Annotated in this window: 16 protein-coding genes; 11 read left to right on the plus strand and 5 right to left on the minus strand. The window is 59.4% G+C overall.

What is annotated here, in order from left to right; translation table 11 throughout:
- Positions 1-19: 19 nt before the first annotated feature.
- Positions 20-1,360: an MFS transporter gene (locus NTD86_RS11095; RefSeq protein ID WP_262202258.1), complete on the minus strand. Its 1,341-nt coding sequence runs from the start codon at positions 1,358-1,360 to the stop codon at positions 20-22.
- Between the two features lie 137 nt (positions 1,361-1,497).
- Positions 1,498-2,709 carry a M24 family metallopeptidase gene (locus NTD86_RS11100; protein ID WP_262202259.1) on the minus strand — a complete coding sequence of 404 codons (1,212 nt, stop codon included), beginning with the start codon at positions 2,707-2,709 and terminating at the stop codon, positions 1,498-1,500.
- A 250-nt stretch (positions 2,710-2,959) separates the two neighbouring features.
- Here NTD86_RS11100 and NTD86_RS11105 point away from each other — a divergent pair, with 250 nt between their 5' ends.
- The 5 genes from NTD86_RS11105 (at position 2,960) to NTD86_RS11125 (ending at position 9,893) form a co-directional block, all read left to right on the plus strand.
- A complete protein-coding gene (locus NTD86_RS11105) occupies positions 2,960-3,652 on the plus strand; it encodes a response regulator transcription factor (protein ID WP_262202289.1) in 693 nt (230 codons plus the stop codon).
- Entirely contained in the window at positions 3,652-5,001 is a 1,350-nt protein-coding gene (locus NTD86_RS11110; protein WP_262202260.1) for a sensor histidine kinase, read from the plus strand. The genes NTD86_RS11105 and NTD86_RS11110 overlap by 1 nt, the downstream gene beginning before the upstream one ends.
- A 73-nt stretch (positions 5,002-5,074) precedes the next feature.
- Positions 5,075-7,315: a TonB-dependent siderophore receptor gene (locus NTD86_RS11115; protein ID WP_262202261.1), complete on the plus strand. Its 2,241-nt coding sequence runs from the start codon at positions 5,075-5,077 to the stop codon at positions 7,313-7,315.
- A gap of 19 nt (positions 7,316-7,334) precedes the next feature.
- Positions 7,335-8,216 carry an alpha/beta hydrolase gene (locus NTD86_RS11120; protein WP_262202262.1) on the plus strand — a complete coding sequence of 294 codons (882 nt, stop codon included), beginning with the start codon at positions 7,335-7,337 and terminating at the stop codon, positions 8,214-8,216.
- Positions 8,217-8,642: 426 nt separating this feature from the next.
- The gene (locus NTD86_RS11125; protein WP_262202263.1) at positions 8,643-9,893 is read left to right on the plus strand and encodes an MFS transporter; all 1,251 of its coding nucleotides are present in this window, start codon (positions 8,643-8,645) and stop codon (positions 9,891-9,893) included.
- Positions 9,894-9,942: 49 nt separating this feature from the next.
- On the opposite strand, the gene NTD86_RS11130 is transcribed toward NTD86_RS11125, so the two are convergent.
- Together NTD86_RS11130 and NTD86_RS11135 are read right to left on the minus strand one after the other, a co-directional pair.
- Positions 9,943-11,139 (minus strand): sugar transporter, encoded by a 1,197-nt coding sequence (locus NTD86_RS11130; protein WP_262202264.1) that lies wholly within the window; start codon positions 11,137-11,139, stop codon positions 9,943-9,945.
- A gap of 300 nt (positions 11,140-11,439) precedes the next feature.
- On the minus strand, positions 11,440-12,768 hold the full coding sequence (locus NTD86_RS11135) for an MFS transporter (protein ID WP_262202265.1): 1,329 nt from the start codon (positions 12,766-12,768) through the stop codon (positions 11,440-11,442).
- A 476-nt stretch (positions 12,769-13,244) separates the two neighbouring features.
- On the opposite strand from NTD86_RS11135, the gene NTD86_RS11140 reads away from it, so the two are divergent.
- Positions 13,245-14,456 (plus strand): MFS transporter, encoded by a 1,212-nt coding sequence (locus NTD86_RS11140; RefSeq protein ID WP_262202266.1) that lies wholly within the window; start codon positions 13,245-13,247, stop codon positions 14,454-14,456.
- 2 nt (positions 14,457-14,458) lie between these two features.
- On the opposite strand, the gene nikR is transcribed toward NTD86_RS11140, so the two are convergent.
- Positions 14,459-14,875, minus strand: a complete 417-nt coding sequence (gene nikR, locus NTD86_RS11145) for a nickel-responsive transcriptional regulator NikR (RefSeq protein WP_262202267.1) — start codon at positions 14,873-14,875, stop codon at positions 14,459-14,461.
- Between the two features lie 109 nt (positions 14,876-14,984).
- Here nikR and nikA point away from each other — a divergent pair, with 109 nt between their 5' ends.
- Genes nikA through nikE form a run of 5 tightly spaced genes read left to right on the plus strand, consistent with a single transcriptional unit; the run spans position 14,985 to position 19,892 of the window.
- Positions 14,985-16,544, plus strand: a complete 1,560-nt coding sequence (gene nikA, locus NTD86_RS11150) for a nickel ABC transporter substrate-binding protein (RefSeq protein ID WP_410016972.1) — start codon at positions 14,985-14,987, stop codon at positions 16,542-16,544.
- Between the two features lie 3 nt (positions 16,545-16,547).
- Entirely contained in the window at positions 16,548-17,489 is a 942-nt protein-coding gene (gene nikB, locus NTD86_RS11155; RefSeq protein WP_262202269.1) for a nickel ABC transporter permease subunit NikB, read from the plus strand.
- Positions 17,486-18,331 carry a nickel ABC transporter permease subunit NikC gene (nikC, locus tag NTD86_RS11160; protein ID WP_262202270.1) on the plus strand — a complete coding sequence of 282 codons (846 nt, stop codon included), beginning with the start codon at positions 17,486-17,488 and terminating at the stop codon, positions 18,329-18,331. The genes nikB and nikC overlap by 4 nt, the downstream gene beginning before the upstream one ends.
- Complete coding sequence (locus NTD86_RS11165; RefSeq protein ID WP_262202271.1) at positions 18,328-19,101, plus strand: ATP-binding cassette domain-containing protein; 774 nt, start codon at positions 18,328-18,330, stop codon at positions 19,099-19,101. Before nikC ends, NTD86_RS11165 begins: the two co-directional genes overlap by 4 nt.
- On the plus strand, positions 19,098-19,892 hold the full coding sequence (gene nikE / locus NTD86_RS11170) for a nickel import ATP-binding protein NikE (protein WP_262202272.1): 795 nt from the start codon (positions 19,098-19,100) through the stop codon (positions 19,890-19,892). The genes NTD86_RS11165 and nikE overlap by 4 nt, the downstream gene beginning before the upstream one ends.
- Positions 19,893-19,966: the final 74 nt, after the last annotated feature.

The raw sequence follows: 19,966 nt of genomic DNA on the forward strand, positions 1-19,966 counted from the left end.
CAGTTCCGCGCCGCTTTTATTAATCCTGCAACGCCTTGTATGCGGTTTCACGGCTGGCCAGCATCGCCATCAACGCTACCGCCGCAGCGGCCAGCAAGTACCAGGCCGGTGCCATTTTGTTGCCGGTGAGCTGGATCAACCAGGTCGCGATAAACGGCGCCGTCCCGCCAAATACCGCATTGGCCATGTTGAAGCTGAAGGCAAAGCCGCTGAATCGCACCCGCGTCGGGAAAATTTCGGCCAGAAAACACGGCAAGGTGCCATCGTTCATCGCCAGAATGGCCCCAAAGGCAATCTGAATCAGCAAAATCACCACCAGCGAGGTGTTACCGAGCATCCCGAACAAAGGGAATGTCAGCACCAGAAACAACACTGACGCCGCCACCAGCATGGTCTTGCGACCCCAGCGATCAGAGAGTTTACCCATCAGAAAGATCAAACCGATGTAGGTCGCCAGAGATACCGTAGAAGCGATAAATGAATCGCTCTCGCTCATGCCCATTTCAGTCGACAGATAGGTGGGCATGTAGCTGAGCAGCAGGTAAAACGCCACGGCGTTCAAACAAGTCACGCCAATGCCGATGACCACTGCACGGCGGTGCACCGTCAGCAACTCGCGAATCGGGGCATGAGTCGCGCACTCCTTGGCTTCCAGGCGTTTTTCCATCTCCAGAAACTTGGGCGAATCCTGCAAGCTCATCCGAATGTAACGCCCGACCAGGCCAAAAGGCGCGGCCAGCAGAAACGGCAGGCGCCAGCCCCACTCGTGAAGGTTCTCAACGCTGAGCAACGCGTGCAGACCGGCGACAAACACCGCCCCGAACAGCAGGCCAGCCGCCGTACTGGCCGGGACAATGCTGGTGTAGAAACCCCGCTTGCCCTGAGGCGCGTATTCGGCCAGAAACGCCGAAGCCCCCGCGTACTCGCCGGAGGCAGAAAACCCTTGCACCAACCGGATCACCAGGAGCAAGGCCGGAGCCCACAGGCCAATCTGCTGGTAACCCGGCAACAGGCCAATACAGAAGGTTGAGACGGTCATGATCAGAATCGACCAGGCCAAGGCACTGCGGCGCCCATATTTGTCGCCAAAATGCCCCCAGATCAATCCGCCGACAGGGCGCACGATAAACGACAACGCAAAAACCGCGAAGGTGGCCAGCAAGCCGGTTGCGGCATCGGTCTGCGGGAAAAACGTCAAGGCAATGACCGTCGCCAGGTACCCATACGCGGCATAGTCAAACCACTCGACAAAATTGCCCAGAAAACTGGCAGTGGCTGCGCGGCGCAAGGCTTTGCGTTCACTGGTGAGTTCCTGTTGTTGCTCCGCCGTCAGGGACAGCGCGGACGTGACTGTGGACATGACAAATACCCTCATTGGTGTTTTTTTGGCAGGGGTCATGGGTCAGAAACGCTGCGCGTCTGGGCGCGCATGCGATATATGCCAAACCTGTGGGCGCTGGCTCACCTGTATCCCGGCGAGCCAGCGCCCACAGAGAGTTACTTCTTGATGATGTTGTGCTGCGGCCCGTACGGGAAATGGGTGATGTTTTCACTGCCCTGTTGGTTGACGATCAAGATGTCATGCTCGCGATAGCCTCCGGCACCGGGGCGACCTTCGGGGATCATGATCATCGGTTCAATCGACACCACCATCCCCGGCTCCAGTACCGTGTCGATGTCTTCGCGCAACTCCAACCCGGCTTCACGCCCGTAGTAATGGCTCAACGTGCCGAAGGAGTGGCCGTAGCCAAAAGTGCGGTATTGCAGCAAATCGTGTTCCAGGAAGACTTCATTCAACTGCTTGGCGATGTCCGAGCAACGCATGCCCGGTTTGATCAGCTTCAACCCGGCCTCGTGCACCTTAACGTTCACTTCCCAGAGCCGCAGGTGTGCGTCGGAGCAATGATCGAGGAACAATGTACGCTCCAGCGCGGTGTAGTAACCGGCGATCATCGGGAAGCAGTTCAGGCTCAAAATGTCGCCCTTGTTGACCTTGCGGGTCGTTACCGGGTTGTGCGCACCATCGGTGTTGATGCCCGACTGAAACCAGGTCCAGCTGTCCATCAGTTCGGAATCGGGAAATGTACGGGCAATTTCCCGAACCATGGCTTGCGTGGCATGCAGTGCCACTTCGTACTCCGGCACCTGATCACCTAGCGCCTCGACCACCGCCGCCCCGCCGATATCGGCAATGCGAGCGCCGTGGCGAATGATCGCGTGTTCTTCAGCGGACTTGATCATGCGCATGCGCATGCACGGCGCGGCAATGTCGACAAACTCCGCTTGCGGGTAACAGCTGGCGAGCTTGTCGCGATTGAGCAGGTTCATATGATCGAACTCAATGCCGATGCGCCCTGCCTTGGGCAATGCTTGCTGGATGGCAACGAAGTAATTGTCGCGCTGCCAGTCGGTGTACACGATGTTGTCGGTACCCATCGTCCGGCGCCATGGTTGGCCGCCATCAATGTTGGCGCTGATGGTCACGACACGGTCCTGGGTAACCACCAACGCGTAGTTGCGGCCAAACGAGCAGTACAGAAAGTCACTGTAATAGTTGAGGTTGTGGTACGAGGTGAACACCGCGGCATCGATATTGTTCTGCGCCATGTAGGCTCGGAGCGTGGCCTGGCGATGGGCGTATTCCTGAGCAGAGAACGTTGGCGTGACCTTTTCGCCGTTCTTGATCTGGATGGTTTTAGGCATTTGCATGTCAGGTACCCTTGTCGTTGATCGCACTTGAAAAGCCGCCAGCGGGGCCGGCCGTGAGGATCATTCGAACAGATGCACGCCCGGTTTTTTTGTGCGAATCCGACCTGCAGTTGATCAGATCCGCTGTGCATCCCTCTGGCCAGAGGGGTGCACGCTGACACGCCGCCCCCTCATAGCAATTGCACAGCATCGGTATTAATGGGATATTCGCAAATGTGAAATATTCTCATTGATACCCTTCCCTATGCCTATGTCCACCCGCCTGCTATTGATCGAAGACGATTTCAGACTTCGCCACGACCTGGAACGCCATCTAGTACAACGCGGCTTTGCCGTCACCAGTTGCCCGGACGGGACTCAAGGCCTCAACGCGTTGCAACAACAGTCGTTTGATCTTGTGCTGCTGGACATCATGTTGCCGGGCATGGACGGCCTGTCACTGCTCGAAGCGTTACGCAGCCATCAAGATGTGCCGGTAATGCTGATGTCCGCATTGGGCAACGAACAGGACCGCATCACAGGCTTCACCCGAGGCGCCGATGACTACTTGCCCAAGCCCTTCAGCCTGGCGGAACTCGACGCCCGCACCGACGCCCTGTTACGGCGCATGGCCATGCTCAAGCCCGCCTCCATAGCGCAGCGTCACAGCTCGCTGATCTTTGATGAAACCGCACAAGATGTACTGCACAACGGCCAGTCTGCCGGGTTTACCGGCTCGGAGTTTCGGCTGCTGATCACTTTGCATGCACACGGTGGCGAACCCTTGAGCAAGGCGTTTTTGTATCAGCAGGTCTTGCACCGCATCTACACGCGACTGGACCGCGGCCTGGACGTGCATGTGTGCAACGTGCGGCGCAAGTTGGCGGCGATTGGCGCGCAACATATCCAGATCCAGTCGGTGCGCGGCCAAGGCTATATCCTGGTCGATACGGACAGACACTGATGCGCCGTCACCCGTTGCTGTGGAAGTTGGCGCTGCTGCAGATCAGCTTCTGTTTGCTGTTGACCTGGATTATCTGGATCTGGGGCCTGTCGGCGGAGCGCCAGACTTATTTCCTGACGCCCCAGGAGCGCGACTACCTGGCCGACTATGCCCAGCAAGCCGAGCGCATTTGGGAGGATCAAGGCACCGACGCTCTGGAACTTTTTACCCACCAACTGGCCACCAAGGAAGACACGTGGGTCACCGTGCTGGGGCCACATCTGGAAAGCTTGAGCAACACACCGCTGACACCCGAGATCTACCGCCAGTTGACCTTTATGCGCCAGCTCAACTGGCCCATGAGCCGGCGCCTGCAAGACGAACTGCCCTTTGTTAGCATTCCGTTTCCCAACCATCCGGAACACGGTCAGTTGGTCATCCAGCTGCCCGAACGCCTGTTGCCCAGCGGCCTCACCCCCTGGACCCACGTACTCAGCCATGGCGTGATGCCGACCTTGCTGGCTGCATTGCTCGGTTTGCTGCTGTATCGGCATCTGGTGCTGCCACTTAATCGCTTGCGCGATCGAGCCGACGCCTTGCGTGCCGATGATCTGGACAGCGAAATACCGCTGCCGTTGATCAAGCGGCGCGATGAACTGGGTGAACTGGCCAACGCCTTTGAACACATGGCCAGCCGCCTGCGACAAAGCCTGAATCAGCAGCGTCTGTTGCTGCGCACCTTGTCGCATGAATTGCGCACGCCACTGGCGCGTCTGCGCATCGCCCACGACAGCCACTTGCCGGTCGAACAATTACGCCAACGCCTGGACCGCGAAATCGACGACATGCAGCATCTGCTCGAAGACACCCTCAACCTCGCCTGGATGGACACCGAGCGCCCACAACTGAATCGTGAGCCGGTACTGGTGCGATCGGTGTGGGAAGCCCTGTGCGAAGACGCCTGCTTTGAAAGTGGCTGGACGCCCGAGCGACTGCCCTGCTTGCTGGGCACCGATTGCTATGTGCACGTGCACCTCGACAGCCTGGCTCACGCGCTGGAAAACCTCTTGCGCAATGCCATCCGCTATTCACCGCCGCAGGGCAAGGTCACCTTGAGCGGTTGGCGCGAGGGCGATGCCTGGCATCTGTGCCTGCAGGACGAAGGGCCCGGCGTCGCCCCCCAAGACTTGCCCAGGCTGTTCGAGCCTTACCAGCGCCTGACAGGCTCGATTGGCGAGGGTTTTGGCTTGGGCCTGGCGATTGCGCAACGGGGCATCGAACTGCAAAACGGCCGCTTATGGGCCACCAACGGCGACAGTGGCTTGTGCATGCACCTGCTGCTACCCGCCGGGAAGTGTTTAGAAAGTTAATGAGCTTTACTCTCAATTAGCAGTCATTATCATTCGTGATCTTCTTGTATCTGGTTGTCTCGGAGATCACCCGATGTCGTTACATGCGCTGCGCCCTTTCGCCCCCTTTGTTTTGTCCAGCTGCTGGTTGCTGACCAGTTCCGTTCATGCTGCGACCCAGGACACACCGCCCGCGGCCCTGGAACTGGAAAACACCAACGTCGTGGCCACGGCTCTGGAAGAAACCAAGCAGATGCCGGGGGTGTCGATCATCACCGCAGAAGACATCAAAAAACGCCCGCCGGCCAATGACCTGTCGCAGATCATTCGCACCATGCCAGGGGTCAACCTGACGGGTAACTCCACCAGCGGCCAGCGTGGCAACAATCGCCAGATCGACATTCGCGGCATGGGCCCGGAAAACACCCTGATTCTGGTCGATGGCAAGCCGGTCAACAGCCGCAACTCGGTACGGTACGGCTGGCGCGGGGAGCGTGATAGCCGTGGCGACACCAACTGGGTACCGGCCGATCAGGTCGAGCGTATCGAAGTGCTGCGTGGTCCAGCCGCTGCGCTGTACGGCAACGGTGCCGCTGGTGGCGTGGTCAACATCATCACCAAGCAGGCAGGGGCTCAAACCCACGGTGAGGCCACGGTCTACAGCAACTTCCCGACCCACAAAGACGAAGGCGCGAGCAAGCGCATGAGTTTCGGCCTCAACGGCCCGCTGACCGACACCCTGAGCTATCGGGTCTACGGCAACATCGCCAAGACTGACCCGGATGACTGGGACATCAACCAGGGCCATGAATCATTGCGTACCGGCAACCAGGTCGGGACCCTGCCCGCTGGCCGCGAAGGCGTGCGCAACAAGGACATTAACGGCCTGCTGAGCTGGCACCTGACCCCGGAACAGACCCTGGAATTCGAGGCTGGGTACAGCCGTCAGGGCAATATCTATACCGGCGACACGCAAAACACCAACAGCAACGCCTACGTCAAAAATCTGATGGGCCACGAAACCAACCGCACCTACCGAGAAACCTATGCGCTGACCCATCGCGGCGAATGGGACATCGGCAGCAGCATGGCTTACCTGCAATACGAAAAGACCCGCAACACGCGGATCAATGAAGGCTTGGCCGGGGGCACCGAAGGCATCTTCAGCAACAGCGGTTTTTACACCGCCGTGCTCAAGGACCTGACCGCCCATGGCGAACTCAACCTGCCGCTGCATGCTGGTTTCGACCAGACCCTGACCGTGGGCACGGAGTGGACCCAGCAAAAACTCGACGACCCTAGCGCCAACACCCAGGCCACCAGCGAAGGCGGCGCCATCTCCGGCTTGAGCAGCACCAACCGCAGTACCAGCTCTTCGGCGCAGATTTTCTCGCTGTTCGCCGCCGATAATATCGAGCTGCTGCCCGGCACCATGCTCACCCCGGGTTTGCGCCTGGACCACCACAGTATCGTGGGCAACAACTGGAGCCCGTCGCTCAATCTGTCGCACGCCTTGACCGACAGCGTGACGCTTAAAGCCGGTATCGCCCGTGCCTACAAAGCGCCCAATCTGTACCAGCTCAATCCAAACTACCTGCTGTATAGCCGCGGGCAGGGCTGCTACGGGCAAACCACCAGTTGCTACCTGCAAGGCAACGCCAACCTCAAGGCAGAAACCAGCGTCAACAAAGAACTGGGCATTGAGTACAACAAGGACGGCGTTGTCGCGGGGTTGACGTACTTTCGCAATGACTACAAAAACAAGATCGAATCCGGCCTGTCGCCAATCGGTCAGGCCGTAGGCGGCGCCGGTGACTACGCCAACGCGGGCATTTATCAGTGGGAAAACGTGCCCAAGGCCCTGGTTGAAGGCCTTGAAGGGACGCTGACTTTGCCACTGAGACCGCAAGTGACGTGGACCAACAACTTCACCTACATGCTGCAATCGAAAAACAAGCAAACCGGTGACTACCTGTCCGTCACGCCGCGCTACACCCTGAACTCGATGCTGGACTGGCAGGCCACCCAAGACCTGTCGCTGCAAGCGAGCGTGGCCTGGTACGGCAAGCAGACGCCGAAAAAATTCGACTACCACGGCGAGCGCGTCACCGGTACGTCCAACAACCAGCTCGCCCCTTATGCCATCGCCGGCATCAGCGGTACCTACGCCATTACCAGCCACCTGAGCGTGACCGCCGGTATCGAGAACCTGTTTGACAAACGCCTGTTCCGCGAAGGCAACGCCCAGGGCGTGGCCAACATCGCAGGAGCCGGTGCCGCGACGTACAACGAGCCTGGCCGCACGCTGTTTACCAGCCTGACAGCGTCGTTCTAAGCCATAACGAGATCGCCTGATGAGAACCAAGATCCTCCCTCTGGCGCTGTTGCTTGCACTGGCCATGCCCGCGCAAGCCGCTCAGGCCAGACCTGCGCCTGACCAGCCGATGGACACCAGCCTGCTGCAGCGCCAGGACCTGAACTATCACTTCAGCTCGCTGCTGATGGATTCTGCAGACGGCCAACGCCATTACCAACTGTGGATTGGCCGCCCTGACGGCGCCCCGCCCAAGGACGGCTACCCGGTGGCCTGGATGCTCGATGGCAACGCGGCCATTGGCGCGTTGGACCCTGAGTTATTGAAGACACTGACCCACGGCAAGGCGCCGTTGCTGGTGGCCATCGGTTACCAGACACCGCTGCGCATCGAACGCAACGCACGGACCTATGACTACACCCCCAAGCGGCCCGACGTAGCTCAGCAAACCGACCCGCTGACCGAACAACCCAGCGGCGGTGCCGATGTGTTTCTGGACCTGATTCGCGACCGTTTGCGCCCGGCTGTTGCCGCGCAAGCACCGATCAACCTGCAAGAGCAAACCTTGTGGGGTCACTCCTATGGCGGTCTGTTCGTGTTGCATGCCCTGCTCAACCGGCCAGGCGAGTTTGCCAACTATGCAGCGGCCAGCCCGTCATTGTGGTGGACTGACGTCGCACCGGATGCGGGTTTCAAGCAACGCATCGCCGGGCATCACCCTCACCTGCTATTGATGCGCGGCACTGCCGAGCCCGGCAACCCACGGGGTACTAGCGCCGGGCAGCCGGATCAGCGCATGCAAACGCTGAAAAACCAGTTGAGCGCCATACCGGGCTTGAGCGTTGATTACCATACCTTCGACGGCATGAGCCACGGAGAAACCCTGCCCGCGTCCTTGCGTTACGTGTTGCAAGCGCCATAGTTGTTTCGCAAAGCTCGGCAACTGCTACGGGGTTTTGTGCTCGCAACAATACCTGCAGGAGCCGAGCTTACCTCACGGTTTTTTGATCTTGCACTAGCCCTCTCCCGAGGGAGAAGGAACCGAATGGGGGGGATGTTAAAAATACCCGGCGGCCTGCTTACTGCGCGGCATGACAATTCCAGATCTCCTGTAGGAGCGAGCTTGCCTCGCGATCTTTTGATCTTGCCCCTCACCAAGGCAGTCGATTCAACGACTCCAACCATATCCCGTTTGCTACGCGTCAACACGGCCTCTAAAACGGAAACGATCTGACCCGCCTCATGCGCGGCCACATTCCACCATGGAATCCACTCTATAAAAAACATGAATTTTATTTATAGGATTACTTTCTTTATCTTCAGATAAATTCAAATGTAGAGCAGCGTCATGACTACCAAGCAACCACCTGACCTTGAGCAAGCCCCACACACGGAAGTCAACTGGCAGCGCAATCTTGCCGTCAGTGTGTTCGGCGCGTTCACGACGATTATTGCCATGACCTTGTTGTTGCCCTTCTTGCCCCTCTATGTGGAGCAGCTTGGAGTAACCGATTCGGCGGCCATTGTGCAGTGGTCAGGCGTCGCCTTTGGCGCGACCTTTCTGTCTGCGGCGCTCACAGCTCCCTTGTGGGGCCGATTAGGTGATCGCTACGGGCGCAAGTTGATGCTGATTCGTGCAAGCCTGGGCATGGCAATTGCCATGTCGTTGATTGGCCTTGCAGAAAACATTTACCAACTGGTGGGCTTGCGTCTGTTGGCCGGACTTCTGGGCGGCTATGCGTCAGGCGCCACCATTCTGGTCGCCACGCAAACGCCCAAGGCACGTTCGGGCTGGGCGCTGGGCATACTGGCGTCCGGGATCATGGCCGGTAACCTCGCCGGGCCCTTGATTGGCGGTCTGCTCCCGCCTTTGGTTGGTATCCGCAATACCTTCTTTCTGGCAGGCGGTCTGATCTTTGTCGCGTTCCTCGCCACGCTGTTTTTGATGAAAGAAGTACCCCGTCCGAAACCGCCAACCGGTGCGGCCAAACCGGCATCGGGCAACGCGTGGAGCTTGATCCCCGACAAACGCCCGGTCGTGACCATGTTTGTCGTGGCCGGCCTGATGATGTTCGCCATCATGTCCATTGAGCCCATCATCACCGTTTACTTGATCCAGTTGCACACCCAGGACGTCACCCTGATGGCCGGCGTGATCATGTCGGCCACCGCGCTGGCGAGCATCCTGTCAGCGTCGCGGGTGGGTAAACTGGCCGATCGCATTGGCCACTGGAAAGTCGTTACGGGGTGCATGAGCATCGCCGCCCTGCTGCTTATCCCGCAGGCCTTCGTCACCAATGAGTGGCAACTGGTGGTATTGCGCTTTTTGATGGGCCTCGCCCTGGGTGGATTGATGCCTGGCATCGCGGCGGTCATTCGTCATTCAGTGCCGAACACGGTGGCCGGGCACATGTTGGGCTACTCGACGTCCTGCCAATACATCGGCCAGGTCCTTGGGCCTTTGGCCGGTGGCTTTATCGGCGGGCATTTCGGCATGCCGGCGGTGTTTGTCATTACCTGCGTACTGATGGCCGGTTGTGCCGCTGTCATGTGGATCATGCGGCCTCAAGCACTGACGCCAGGGTCCAGCGCGGCATAAAAAAGGCGTCTGGCACACGCCAGACGCCTGTTTCTTATCACCAGGCGATTTAACCCGCTTGCGTAGACGCAGCCTCTGAACGGGCAATCCGGTGCATGGTCAAGCCAAAGACCACCAAGGCCAGCCCCGCCAGGGTGCCGCCGATCAGGCCGATGTACGAGAAACCCAGATGGCTGCCGACCCAACTGCCCAGCAGCGCACCGCCACCGATACCAATGTTGTAGATGCCCGAGAACATCGCCATGGCAACGTCGGTGGCATCGGGTGCCAAGGTCAGCACCTTCGACTGCAGGGCGAGGCCGAAGCCCATGATCGACATGCCCCAGATGATGCTCAGGACACTCAACGATTCGACCCAGCCACTGGCCGGCAGCAGCAGGAGCAGGCACAGCGCGAGCAAGCCGATGGCGATCAGCAGGAACACGTGCGGGTTGTATTTGTGAAAGAGGCTAAAGCACAGAGAACCAATGATCCCGGCGCCGCCGAATAACAGCAAAGTCGTAGTCACGATGGTGCCGCTCATGCCCGCCACATGCTGCACAAAAGGCTCGATGTAGCTGTAGGCAGTGAACTGGGCCGTGATCACCACTGCCGTCAGCACATAGATCGCTACCAGCGCCGGGCGCTTGAACAGCACCGGCAAACTTCTCAGCGACCCTGAGTTCTGGCTTGGCAGCAACGGCAAAGTCTTGAACAGCCACAGCACCAGCAAGGACGCCAGGATGGCGATCACCAGGAACGTGGTGCGCCAGCCCATGGCTTCACCCAGCAAGCGTCCCAACGGCACGCCCAGCACCATGGCCAATGAAGTGCCGGTGGCCAGCAAGCCCAATGCCTGCACCTGCTTGCCCTCTGGCGCCATGCGCACGGCCAGGGACGCGGTAATTGACCAGAACAAGGCATGGGACAACGCAACACCAATCCGGCTCAGCAGCAAAATGCCGAAATGAGTGGAGACGCTAGACAGCAGGTGGCTGACGATAAAGATGCCGAACAGCGACAGCAGCAGCTTGCGGCGCTCGACGTTACGGGTCAGCAACATGATCGGCAACGAAGTCAGTGACACCACCCACGCGTAAATCGTCAGCATCAGTCCGACGCTGGCGGTGGTCATGTCAAAGCTGGCCCCGATGGCGCTCAGCAGTCCGACGGGGACGAATTCAGTGGTATTGAACACAAAGGCGGCCAGCGCCAATGCGATGACGGGTTGCCAATTTGCCTGAGGTGTTGCGCCATGGCTGCTCATTTAAGGGGTGTTCTACTCACGTTCGATAATCCGACAGGTTCTTTTTGCGGTACTGACCACCAGACAGCTTAGCCAGTACAACAAGGACCGGCATTCTATAGCGTTATTTAGCCGCTGGCGGTGAACATCGAATGACGTCTGCGAGACATTTAGCCGCACTTCACGCTCAACATGGTCGTGGCGAGGGCTGAATACATGAACGGTTTTCAATCGCAATGGTAAATCACCGAATAGATGCGTCGCTTGAGGTCGTGATAGCCAGGCTTTACCACAACCCCTAAGCGAGCGTTCAGGCCGGGATCAAAAGCTGGGTATCGGCTGAGCAGAAGGCTCACGTGGCTTGAGCAGCAACAAACTGGCCGCAGCAATTACGAACACGATGGCGAACACCCCATACAAGTGCAGCGGTTGCCAGCCGCCATCGAGCAGAAAACCTGCCACAACGGGCGACAGGATGGCGCCAATCCGGCCGATCCCAATGCCCCAGCCCACGCCGGTGGTGCGGACCGAAGCGTCATAGACCATCGGCGACAGCGCATACAGCCCGGCCACGCAGCCGTTGGCGAACATCCCGATCAGCAGCCCCAAGCCAAGCGCGGTCATGACTGAGGACGCCGAGCCAACAAACAGCACCAACAAGCCTGCTGTCACCAGCATGAACAGCGACAACACCCGCGTCAGCGGCCAGCGGGACGCCAGGCCACCCACCAACGCAGCACCGAAGATCCCGCCGACACTCAACAGCACGCCACCGGTGATGCCCTGCTCTGCCGACAGCCCGGCAGACACCAGCAACTTTGGCGTCCAGCTCATCACAAAGTAGAAACCGAACATGACCAGAAAGAACAGGGTCCAGATCAGCAGCGTGGTACGCCGCAGAGCCGGTGTCAGCAGCCGGATGACCCCCTTGCTCTCACCGGCCGGGCTGGCAACCACCGCCGGCAAGCGGCTCAGAGTCGGTTGCCCCATGCGCCGGGCCAGGCGATTGATACGCTGCAAGGCTGTCGCCGGACGACGCGCCAGCAAAAAATCCAGTGACTCGGGCAGCCATAACAAGACCAGTGGGATGACCGCAAACGTCACCAGACCGCCAAACAGAAACACCGAACGCCAGCCCCAGTGCGACAGCAACCACACCGCGATCAAGCCACCCACAGTGGCGCCCAAGGCATAGCCGGTTGACTGCAGACTCACGGCCAGGCCGCGCCAGCGCTTGCTCGCGTACTCACTGGCAATCACGTTGCTGCTGGCCAGAATCCCGCCGATGCCAAGCCCGGTCACACCGCGTAGCAGTGCCAGTTGAATGGGAGACTGACTCAGTGAAGCCAGCAACATGCCGAGGCCGGAAACCACCAGGCAGCCGAGGATCAACGGGCGACGACCAATGCGATCTGCCCATGGCGCGATGAACAACGAACCGGCCGCCATGCCGAACAATCCGGCACTCAGCAACATTCCGATCTGTGCGCCGCTCAACGCCCACTCGGCCGACACCGAAGCCGCGGTAAAAGCCATGACCAGCACGTCGAAGCCGTCGATCATATTGAGCACAATGCACATGCCGATGGCGAGCCACTGCATGGAACTCATCGGGCCAGTGTCGACAGCTGTTTTCAGATCGATAGCCATGCTTGCGCCCCCTGCCCGGCCATCGCGCAAGCAAAAGCACCGCACAGCGCAGCGTTATTTACAGACATAAAACATGCAGAACCCAGGCAGTTCTTTGCCCTTGAGAAGGCTTTCATGACGAGACCCTTTTTGTAGTTTTTATGGGTAACGGTCAGGGACGGGACCCCGGACATCACCTGGCCGCTAGTCAACCCGTTAATCGATACACAGACAAGATGTTGGCTGGGAGCAGACAGGGCAAAACACCTCTAAAACACTTTAACTATGAGCAATAAATTCTTGTTTATCAGATAGTTAAACAAAACAATTACGACCGATATTACTGTGCGATTATCGATCACCTTCCATTCTTGCAGTCGTCAGCTCTGCACTTTGTTTAGAAGTTCCCGACCTCAGGGTGCAAAGGTTTGGATCCTGATCTGCACAAGAAGTCTGGTATTAAGGGCGGCAAATACTCATCAAGGGCTTCCCCTTCCATGTCATCTTCTTCACACGCTGCGCACACCTCCAACGGGGTGTTTGGTCTGTTCTGCCTGGGCAGCTTTTTGCTGTCCGTGTCCTACGGCACCACCTTTTTACTCGCCAAGGTGCTGAGCGCCCATGGCGGCAGTGAATCCGATGCAGGCACGATTATTTCGGCAGCCATGGTCAGTACGTTTGCGGCGGTGATTTTCTCGGGGCACCTCACCGACCTGTTCGGCGCGCCCAAATCCATCGCCGCTGCAGCGGTGCTGTTGGCGGCTGCGTGCCTGGGCTTTTCCAACGTCCAGACCTTCGGCGTGGCGACATTGATTTTTGGCTTGCTGCTAGGCCTGGGCTGGGGTGTGTTCTATACCTTGGGCCCGATCATCGTGGCGATGATCATCGAACCTGTGCGTCGGGTTAAGTACTTTGCCCTGCTGTCAGGCAGCATGATGACCGGCATTGGCGCCGGGCCCCTGCTTGGGCGCGTCAGCGAAGCTTTAGGTTATCCAGTAGAAACCGCCTTCATGGCGGCGAGCCTTGCCAGCCTGCTGGGCGGCCTGGCGTTTATTGCCATAGGCCCGATGATAAAGCGCCAAAGCACACGGATCGGCCCGGTCAGCGTATGCAAAATCACACCACGGGCCGCGGTGTCCGTGCTGCGCTCCAGGGCTGTGTTCGCGATTGTCATGGTGGGTCTGGGGGGCGCTATTTTCGGCGGATTGTCGAGCTTTCAAACCTCTTACGCGACGCTCAACCACCTGGACTACTCGCTGTTCTTTCTAGGCTTTATGAGCGCTGCGATTTCATGCCGCCTGCTGATCGCAGGCTTTATTGTCAAGCGCGATCCCTACTGGATGGCCTGTGTGCTGAGTGCACTGATTGTGCTTTCGGTGCTGATGTTCATGTTCAGCGTCACGTCCAGCGCGACTTATGTGCTGGCAGCCGTAACGCTGGGGGTTGGCTACGGCCTGACCTACTCGGTGATAAACGGGCTCGCCGCCAACGAAGCACCAACCGGGTATACCTCGCAATCGCTGGTGCTGTTCAGCCTGGCGTATTTTGTCGGAGTATTTGGTTTCCCGTGGCTGGCCGGGCACATCATCGTGAGCTACGGCATCCCCACCCTGCTCTCGATCATATTGGCGATTGCCGTGTGCAACTGGTCAATCACCGCGGGGCGCCTGCTCTGGCGCACCCGCAGCGCCAATTGCGCCCGCGCCTAGGGTTACTCCTCGGCAACCACCGCTTCTAGCGGAATGATCTGCGCGCTGCCATGCCGGACCCCACGTTCGGCCATGACGTGGCGCGCCAAAGCCGAGACCTCCTCCACTGCGCCCTTCAGTACGGAGACTTCCAGGCATTTGCCCTGATCAAGGTGCACATGCAGGGTCGATAACGTCAGGTCGTGGTGCTCATGAAAAGCGTTGTTCAAGCGCTTGGACAACTCCCGCGTGCCGTGATCATAGACATAACTCAGGGTCGCGACACAGGGTGCCGACGGGTCGCCAGGCGCCTGTTCCTGCAGCCCGGCGCGCAATAAATCACGAATGGCTTCTGATCGTCCTTGATAGCCGTGGGCCTCAACCCGCTGGTCAATGGTGGCCAGCAAAGCATCGTCCAGCGAAATAGTGACCCTTTGCATGAAAATTTGCCTCGCAGTTATGATGTTTTTACATAGACTTCATACCCAAGCTGTAAACAGGCTACGGGCCATCAACTTATTTGGGAGACGCAGTTTGAAGCAGTCGAGGATGAAACAACAGCTTGCCCTCTGGATCATCGGCGCATGCCTGAGCACCGGAGCCACGGCTGTCTACAGTGCCACTGCCGCACCGACGTTGACCTATTCCTGGCCAACCAATGCTGGCCCGCTGGACCCACGCGGTTACTCGCCAAACCAGATGTACGCCCAGGCCATGGTCTACGAACCACTGGTGCGCTACACCGCCCAAGGCACGCTCGAACCCTGGCTCGCCACCCACTGGAGCGTCTCGCCAGACGGCAAGACCTACACCTTTACCCTGCGCGACAACGTGAAGTTCAGCGACGGCAGCCCATTCAATGCTGCAGCGGCCAAAGCCAATCTAGACGCAGTCTTGGCCAACGGCAAACGGCATCAGTGGATGGAGCTTGTGTCGACCCTGGAGCGTGTGGAAGCCCCGGACGAACACACCTTGGTGCTGCAACTCAAACACCCGTATTACCCGACCCTGATGGAACTGGCACAGGTACGCCCCCTGCGTTTTGCCGCCCCTGACGCCAAACCCGGCACGCCGATCGGCACCGGGCCCTGGGTGCTGGCGCAGACCCGGCGTGGCGAATACGACCGTTTCGACCGCAACGAACACTACTGGGGCGCCAAGCCGGCCTACGGCTCCGTGCTGGTGAAAGTGATTTCGGACCCGGATAGCCGGGCCATTGCCTTACAAACCGGCGAACTGGATCTGATCCAGGGTGCCGAAGGTGAGATTTCGCCGGGCACCTTTGTGCGCCTGCGCGATTCCGGTTTCAACACCGCCATTTCCGCGCCCCTGGCCACCCGCACGGTGGCGATGAACACCGGCCTGGCGCCGACCAATGAGTTAGTTGTGCGTCAGGCGATCAACCAGGCCGTAGACAAAGACACCATCATCGCCAAAGTTCTGCATGGTCTGGAGCCGCGTGCAGACGCGCTGTTCTCCAGCAACATGCCGTACGCCAATATCGGTCTCAAGGCCTTGCCTTACGACCCGGAGCAGGCACGCCAGAGCCTCGACGAGGCGGGCTGGAAGCTCCCGACAGGCAAAACCATCCGTGAAAAGAACGGCCAACCGCTGAGCACCGAGCTGGTATTTCTGGGCACCAGTGCCTTGCAAAAAAGCCTGGCGGAAATCATTCAGGGCGAGCTGGCCAAGGTCGGCATCGACGTCAGGTTACGCGCCGAAGAAGAAGGTTCACTGGTGCAGCGTCAGCGTGAAGGCCGCTTCGGCATGATCTTCGCCGACACCTGGGGCGCGCCTTATGACCCGCACTCTTTCGTCAGCTCCATGCGCTATGCCGGGCACGCCGATTACATGGCCCAGCGCGGGCTGGCGATGAAGGATGAAATCGACCACTCCATCTCCAAAGTGTTGGGCGAGACCGACGAAAACAAACGTGCCGAAGGCTATCGCAACATTCTGACCACGTTGCAGGAACAAGCCGTGTACCTGCCGATCTCATACCTCACGGCCATCAGTGTCAGTGGCAAGAAGGTCGACAACGTGCAATTCGGAAGCACGCTGTTTGACGTCCCCTTTGAAGTGATGCGCCCAGCCACCGGGAAGCCCTGAGCCATGCTGCGCTATATCGCGTTGCGGCTGTTGCTGCTGATTCCGGTGCTGCTGGGGGTGTCGCTGATCGTCTTTGTCCTGCTGCACCTGGGCAATGGCGACCCGGCGCTGGACTACCTGCGCCTGTCACAAATCCCGCCTACTGACGCGGCACTGGCCGAAGCACGCCACGCCTTGGGCCTCGACCGGCCTTTGGTGGAGCAATACTTCTGCTGGCTGTGGAATGCCGTGCACCTGGACTTCGGCACTTCTTTCATCACCGGGCGCCCGGTGCTGGATGACGTCTTGTATTACCTGCCAGCCACGTTGCAACTGGGCGGTCTGGCCCTGTTCGTGACGCTGCTGATAAGCATCCCACTGGGGCTGGCTGCGGCTCGCTGGAAAGGTCGCTGGCCCGATCAGGTGGTGCGCTTCGTCACCTTTATCGGGGTCTCGATGCCCAACTTCTGGTTTGCCTTTTTGCTGATCGCCCTGCTTTCGCTGTGGCTGGGCTGGCTACCGCCCATGGGGCGCGGCGGGCCAGAGCACTTGATCATGCCCGTGCTGGCAATTGCTCTGATGTCCATGTCGATCAATGCCCGCTTATTGCGCGCCAGCCTGCTCGATGTGCGCCAGCACCGCCATGTGTTTTATGCCCGCGCCCGAGGCCTTAACGAACGGCAGGTCTGGCGCGACCACATTCTGCGCAACGCCTGGATGCCACTGGTCACCGCCACCGGCATGCATGTCGGCGAATTGATTGGCGGCGCACTGGTGATCGAAACGATTTTTGCCTGGCCCGGGATCGGCCGCTTCGCCGTCAGCGCAGTGCTCAATCGCGACTTCCCGGTGATGCAGTGCTTCACGTTGTTGCTCACCACTTTACTGGTGCTGTGCAACCTGGTCGTGGACATCTGCTACGCCTGGCTCGATCCACGGACACGGCTGTCGGGAGTGATGGCATGAGTGCAATGGCTGCGGTTTTTTCACGTAAAAAAGGCGGGTTGCGGGTCGGCTACCTGTTGGTCGGCGTGTTGTTGATCTTTGCGCTGTTCGGCACCTGGATCGCCCCCTATGACGCCACCCTGGTCAACCTCGACGACCGCCTGCTGCCCGCCAGCACCAGCCATTGGCTGGGCACCGATCATTTGGGCCGCGATGTACTGTCGCGGCTGATTGTGGGCACGCAATGGTCATTGGGCAGCGTGGTGCTGGTACTGGCGCTGGTCCTGCTCATGGGCGTGGTGATTGGCGGCATCGCCGGTATTGTGGGCGGCAAGGTCGACATGCTGTTGATGCGCCTGTGCGACATGTTCCTGACCTTCCCGACACTGGTGCTGGCGTTCTTTCTGATTGCCCTGCTGGGCACCGGGCTGACCAACGTGATTATCGCCATCGCCCTCTCGCATTGGGCCTGGTATGCGCGGATGGTGCGCGGCATGGTGCTGGCCCAGCGTAACCGTGACTATGTCCTGGCCTCGCGACTGGCCGGGGCTTCGCGCCTGACCCGCCTGCGCCAACATGTGATGCCCAATGTGGTGGGTCAATTGCTGGTGCTGGCGTCCATGGACATTGGCCACATGATGCTGCACGTCTCGGGGCTGTCTTTCCTTGGTCTGGGGGTAAGCCCGCCGACGCCGGAATGGGGCGTGATGATCAACGACTCCAAAGAGTTTATCTGGACCCATCCGCAACTGTTGCTGTGGCCGGGGCTGATGATTTTTATCTCGGTGATGGCCTTCAACCTGCTCGGTGACGCGTTGCGCGACCGACTCGATCCCAGTGTATTGGCGGAGATCAAGGAATGACCCGGACCCTGAGTATTCAAGGCCTGAGCCTCAGGCACATGCAACACACTCTGGTCGACAACCTCGACCTGACCCTCAAGGCTGGTCAGGTACATGCCTTGGTTGGCGCCAGCGGCTCGGGTAAATCACTGAGCTGCGTGGGCATTCTCGATCTGTTACCACCGGGTGTGCACAGCAACGGCGGCAGCCTGTATCTGGACGGGCGCGCGGTGCAACCCGCACACATTCGCGGGCGGCAAGCGGCTCTGGTGCTGCAAAACCCGCGCAGTGCTTTCAACCCGGTGCGCTCCTTGCGCCAGCATGCGCTGGAAACCCTGAAAATCCGCGGCGTGCGAGGTGTACAAGCCGAGCAGCTTATCCTCGACACCCTTGACGAAGTCGGCCTGAACGATGGCCAGCGGGTCCTCGACTCCTTTGCCTTCCAACTCAGCGGCGGCATGTTGCAACGTTTCATGATTGCCCTGGCCTTGCTGGCCGACAGTCACTTTTTGCTGGCCGACGAACCCACCAGCGACCTGGACGTTGTCGCGCAGGCACGCTTTCTTGACCTGCTGGAACGCCTGGTCGCACAGCGCAACCTCGGGGTGTTGTTGATTACCCATGATATGGGAGTGGTCGCCCGCTGCGCCGATCAGGTGTCGGTCATGGCCCACGGGCGCATCGTTGAGCAAACGGATGTGCACACCCTGTTTAACGCCCCCCGCAGTGAAGAAGCCCGCACCCTGCTGGCAGCGCATCATGCCTTGACGATGGAGAGTGGCGCGTCATGAGTTTTATTCAGATACGCGATCTTAGCCACGGTTACACCGCTGGTGGCCTGTTCAGCAAACGTCATCGCGTCCAGGTGCTCACTGGCTTGAACCTTGACGTACTCGCGGGCCAAAGCCTGGGCCTGCTAGGCGGCAGCGGCAGCGGAAAAAGCACCCTCGCCCGCCTGATAATGGGCCTGGAAGCACCCGACCAGGGCAACATCCTGTTCGAGGGGCAACGGCTACAAGGGCTTAACCCGGCGTTTCTACGGCGGGTGCAGATGGTCTTTCAAGACGCCATCAGCGCTTTCAACCCCCAGCGCAGCATTGGCTGGAGCATTGCCGAGCCGCTGCGCCACTTGTCTGGAATGTCTGATGAGGCGATCAGGGCGCGCGTCGAACAGCTGCTGCTGCAGGTCAAACTCTCGGTCAGCGACATCGACGCGTTGCCCGCGCAACTCAGTGGCGGCCAATTGCAACGCGCCGGTATCGCCAGGGCACTGGCCATAGCCCCGCAGATGATCATCCTTGATGAAGCCTTGTCCAACCTTGACCGGGTATTGCAGGTGCAAATTCTCGACCTGCTCACCGAAGTACGACGCGCATCCGGCACCGGATTTTTGCTGATCACCCACGACCTGAGCCTGGTCCGGCGCTTTTGCCAGCGGGTGGTGGTACTGGCAGAGGGCAAGCTGGTCGAAGACCGTGACGTCACCCCTGGCCTGCGCTTCGACCACCCCGCAGCCCGGATCTTGCAAGAGGCGGTGCTGCCTGCAATGCCCAAGACGCGACCCGTTCAACAATCTGCGTAAGCGAAGCTTCTGAAATGCAGTCGCTGCGCCAGCGACTGCAGGTACTCATACAAATACAAATGGTAAAGATTTGT

Source organism: Pseudomonas sp. 7P_10.2_Bac1 (assembly GCF_025465935.1).
GTDB lineage: Bacteria > Pseudomonadota > Gammaproteobacteria > Pseudomonadales > Pseudomonadaceae > Aquipseudomonas.

Bases quoted from the DNA above. Each gene is read 5' to 3' on its own strand.
- NTD86_RS11100 (WP_262202259.1), bottom strand. From the start codon at position 2,709: ATGCAAATGCCTAAAACCATCCAGATCAAGAACGGCGAAAAGGTCACG.
- nikC (WP_262202270.1), top strand. From the start codon at position 17,486: ATGAGTGCAATGGCTGCGGTTTTTTCACGTAAAAAAGGCGGGTTGCGG.
- NTD86_RS11135 (WP_262202265.1), bottom strand. From the start codon at position 12,768: ATGGCTATCGATCTGAAAACAGCTGTCGACACTGGCCCGATGAGTTCC.
- NTD86_RS11110 (WP_262202260.1), top strand. From the start codon at position 3,652: ATGCGCCGTCACCCGTTGCTGTGGAAGTTGGCGCTGCTGCAGATCAGC.
- nikB (WP_262202269.1), top strand. From the start codon at position 16,548: ATGCTGCGCTATATCGCGTTGCGGCTGTTGCTGCTGATTCCGGTGCTG.
- NTD86_RS11095 (WP_262202258.1), bottom strand. From the start codon at position 1,360: ATGTCCACAGTCACGTCCGCGCTGTCCCTGACGGCGGAGCAACAACAG.
- NTD86_RS11120 (WP_262202262.1), top strand. From the start codon at position 7,335: ATGAGAACCAAGATCCTCCCTCTGGCGCTGTTGCTTGCACTGGCCATG.
- nikE (WP_262202272.1), top strand. From the start codon at position 19,098: ATGAGTTTTATTCAGATACGCGATCTTAGCCACGGTTACACCGCTGGT.
- nikA (WP_410016972.1), top strand. From the start codon at position 14,985: ATGAAACAACAGCTTGCCCTCTGGATCATCGGCGCATGCCTGAGCACC.
- NTD86_RS11130 (WP_262202264.1), bottom strand. From the start codon at position 11,139: ATGAGCAGCCATGGCGCAACACCTCAGGCAAATTGGCAACCCGTCATC.
- NTD86_RS11165 (WP_262202271.1), top strand. From the start codon at position 18,328: ATGACCCGGACCCTGAGTATTCAAGGCCTGAGCCTCAGGCACATGCAA.
- NTD86_RS11140 (WP_262202266.1), top strand. From the start codon at position 13,245: ATGTCATCTTCTTCACACGCTGCGCACACCTCCAACGGGGTGTTTGGT.
- NTD86_RS11125 (WP_262202263.1), top strand. From the start codon at position 8,643: ATGACTACCAAGCAACCACCTGACCTTGAGCAAGCCCCACACACGGAA.
- NTD86_RS11115 (WP_262202261.1), top strand. From the start codon at position 5,075: ATGTCGTTACATGCGCTGCGCCCTTTCGCCCCCTTTGTTTTGTCCAGC.
- NTD86_RS11105 (WP_262202289.1), top strand. From the start codon at position 2,960: ATGTCCACCCGCCTGCTATTGATCGAAGACGATTTCAGACTTCGCCAC.
- nikR (WP_262202267.1), bottom strand. From the start codon at position 14,875: ATGCAAAGGGTCACTATTTCGCTGGACGATGCTTTGCTGGCCACCATT.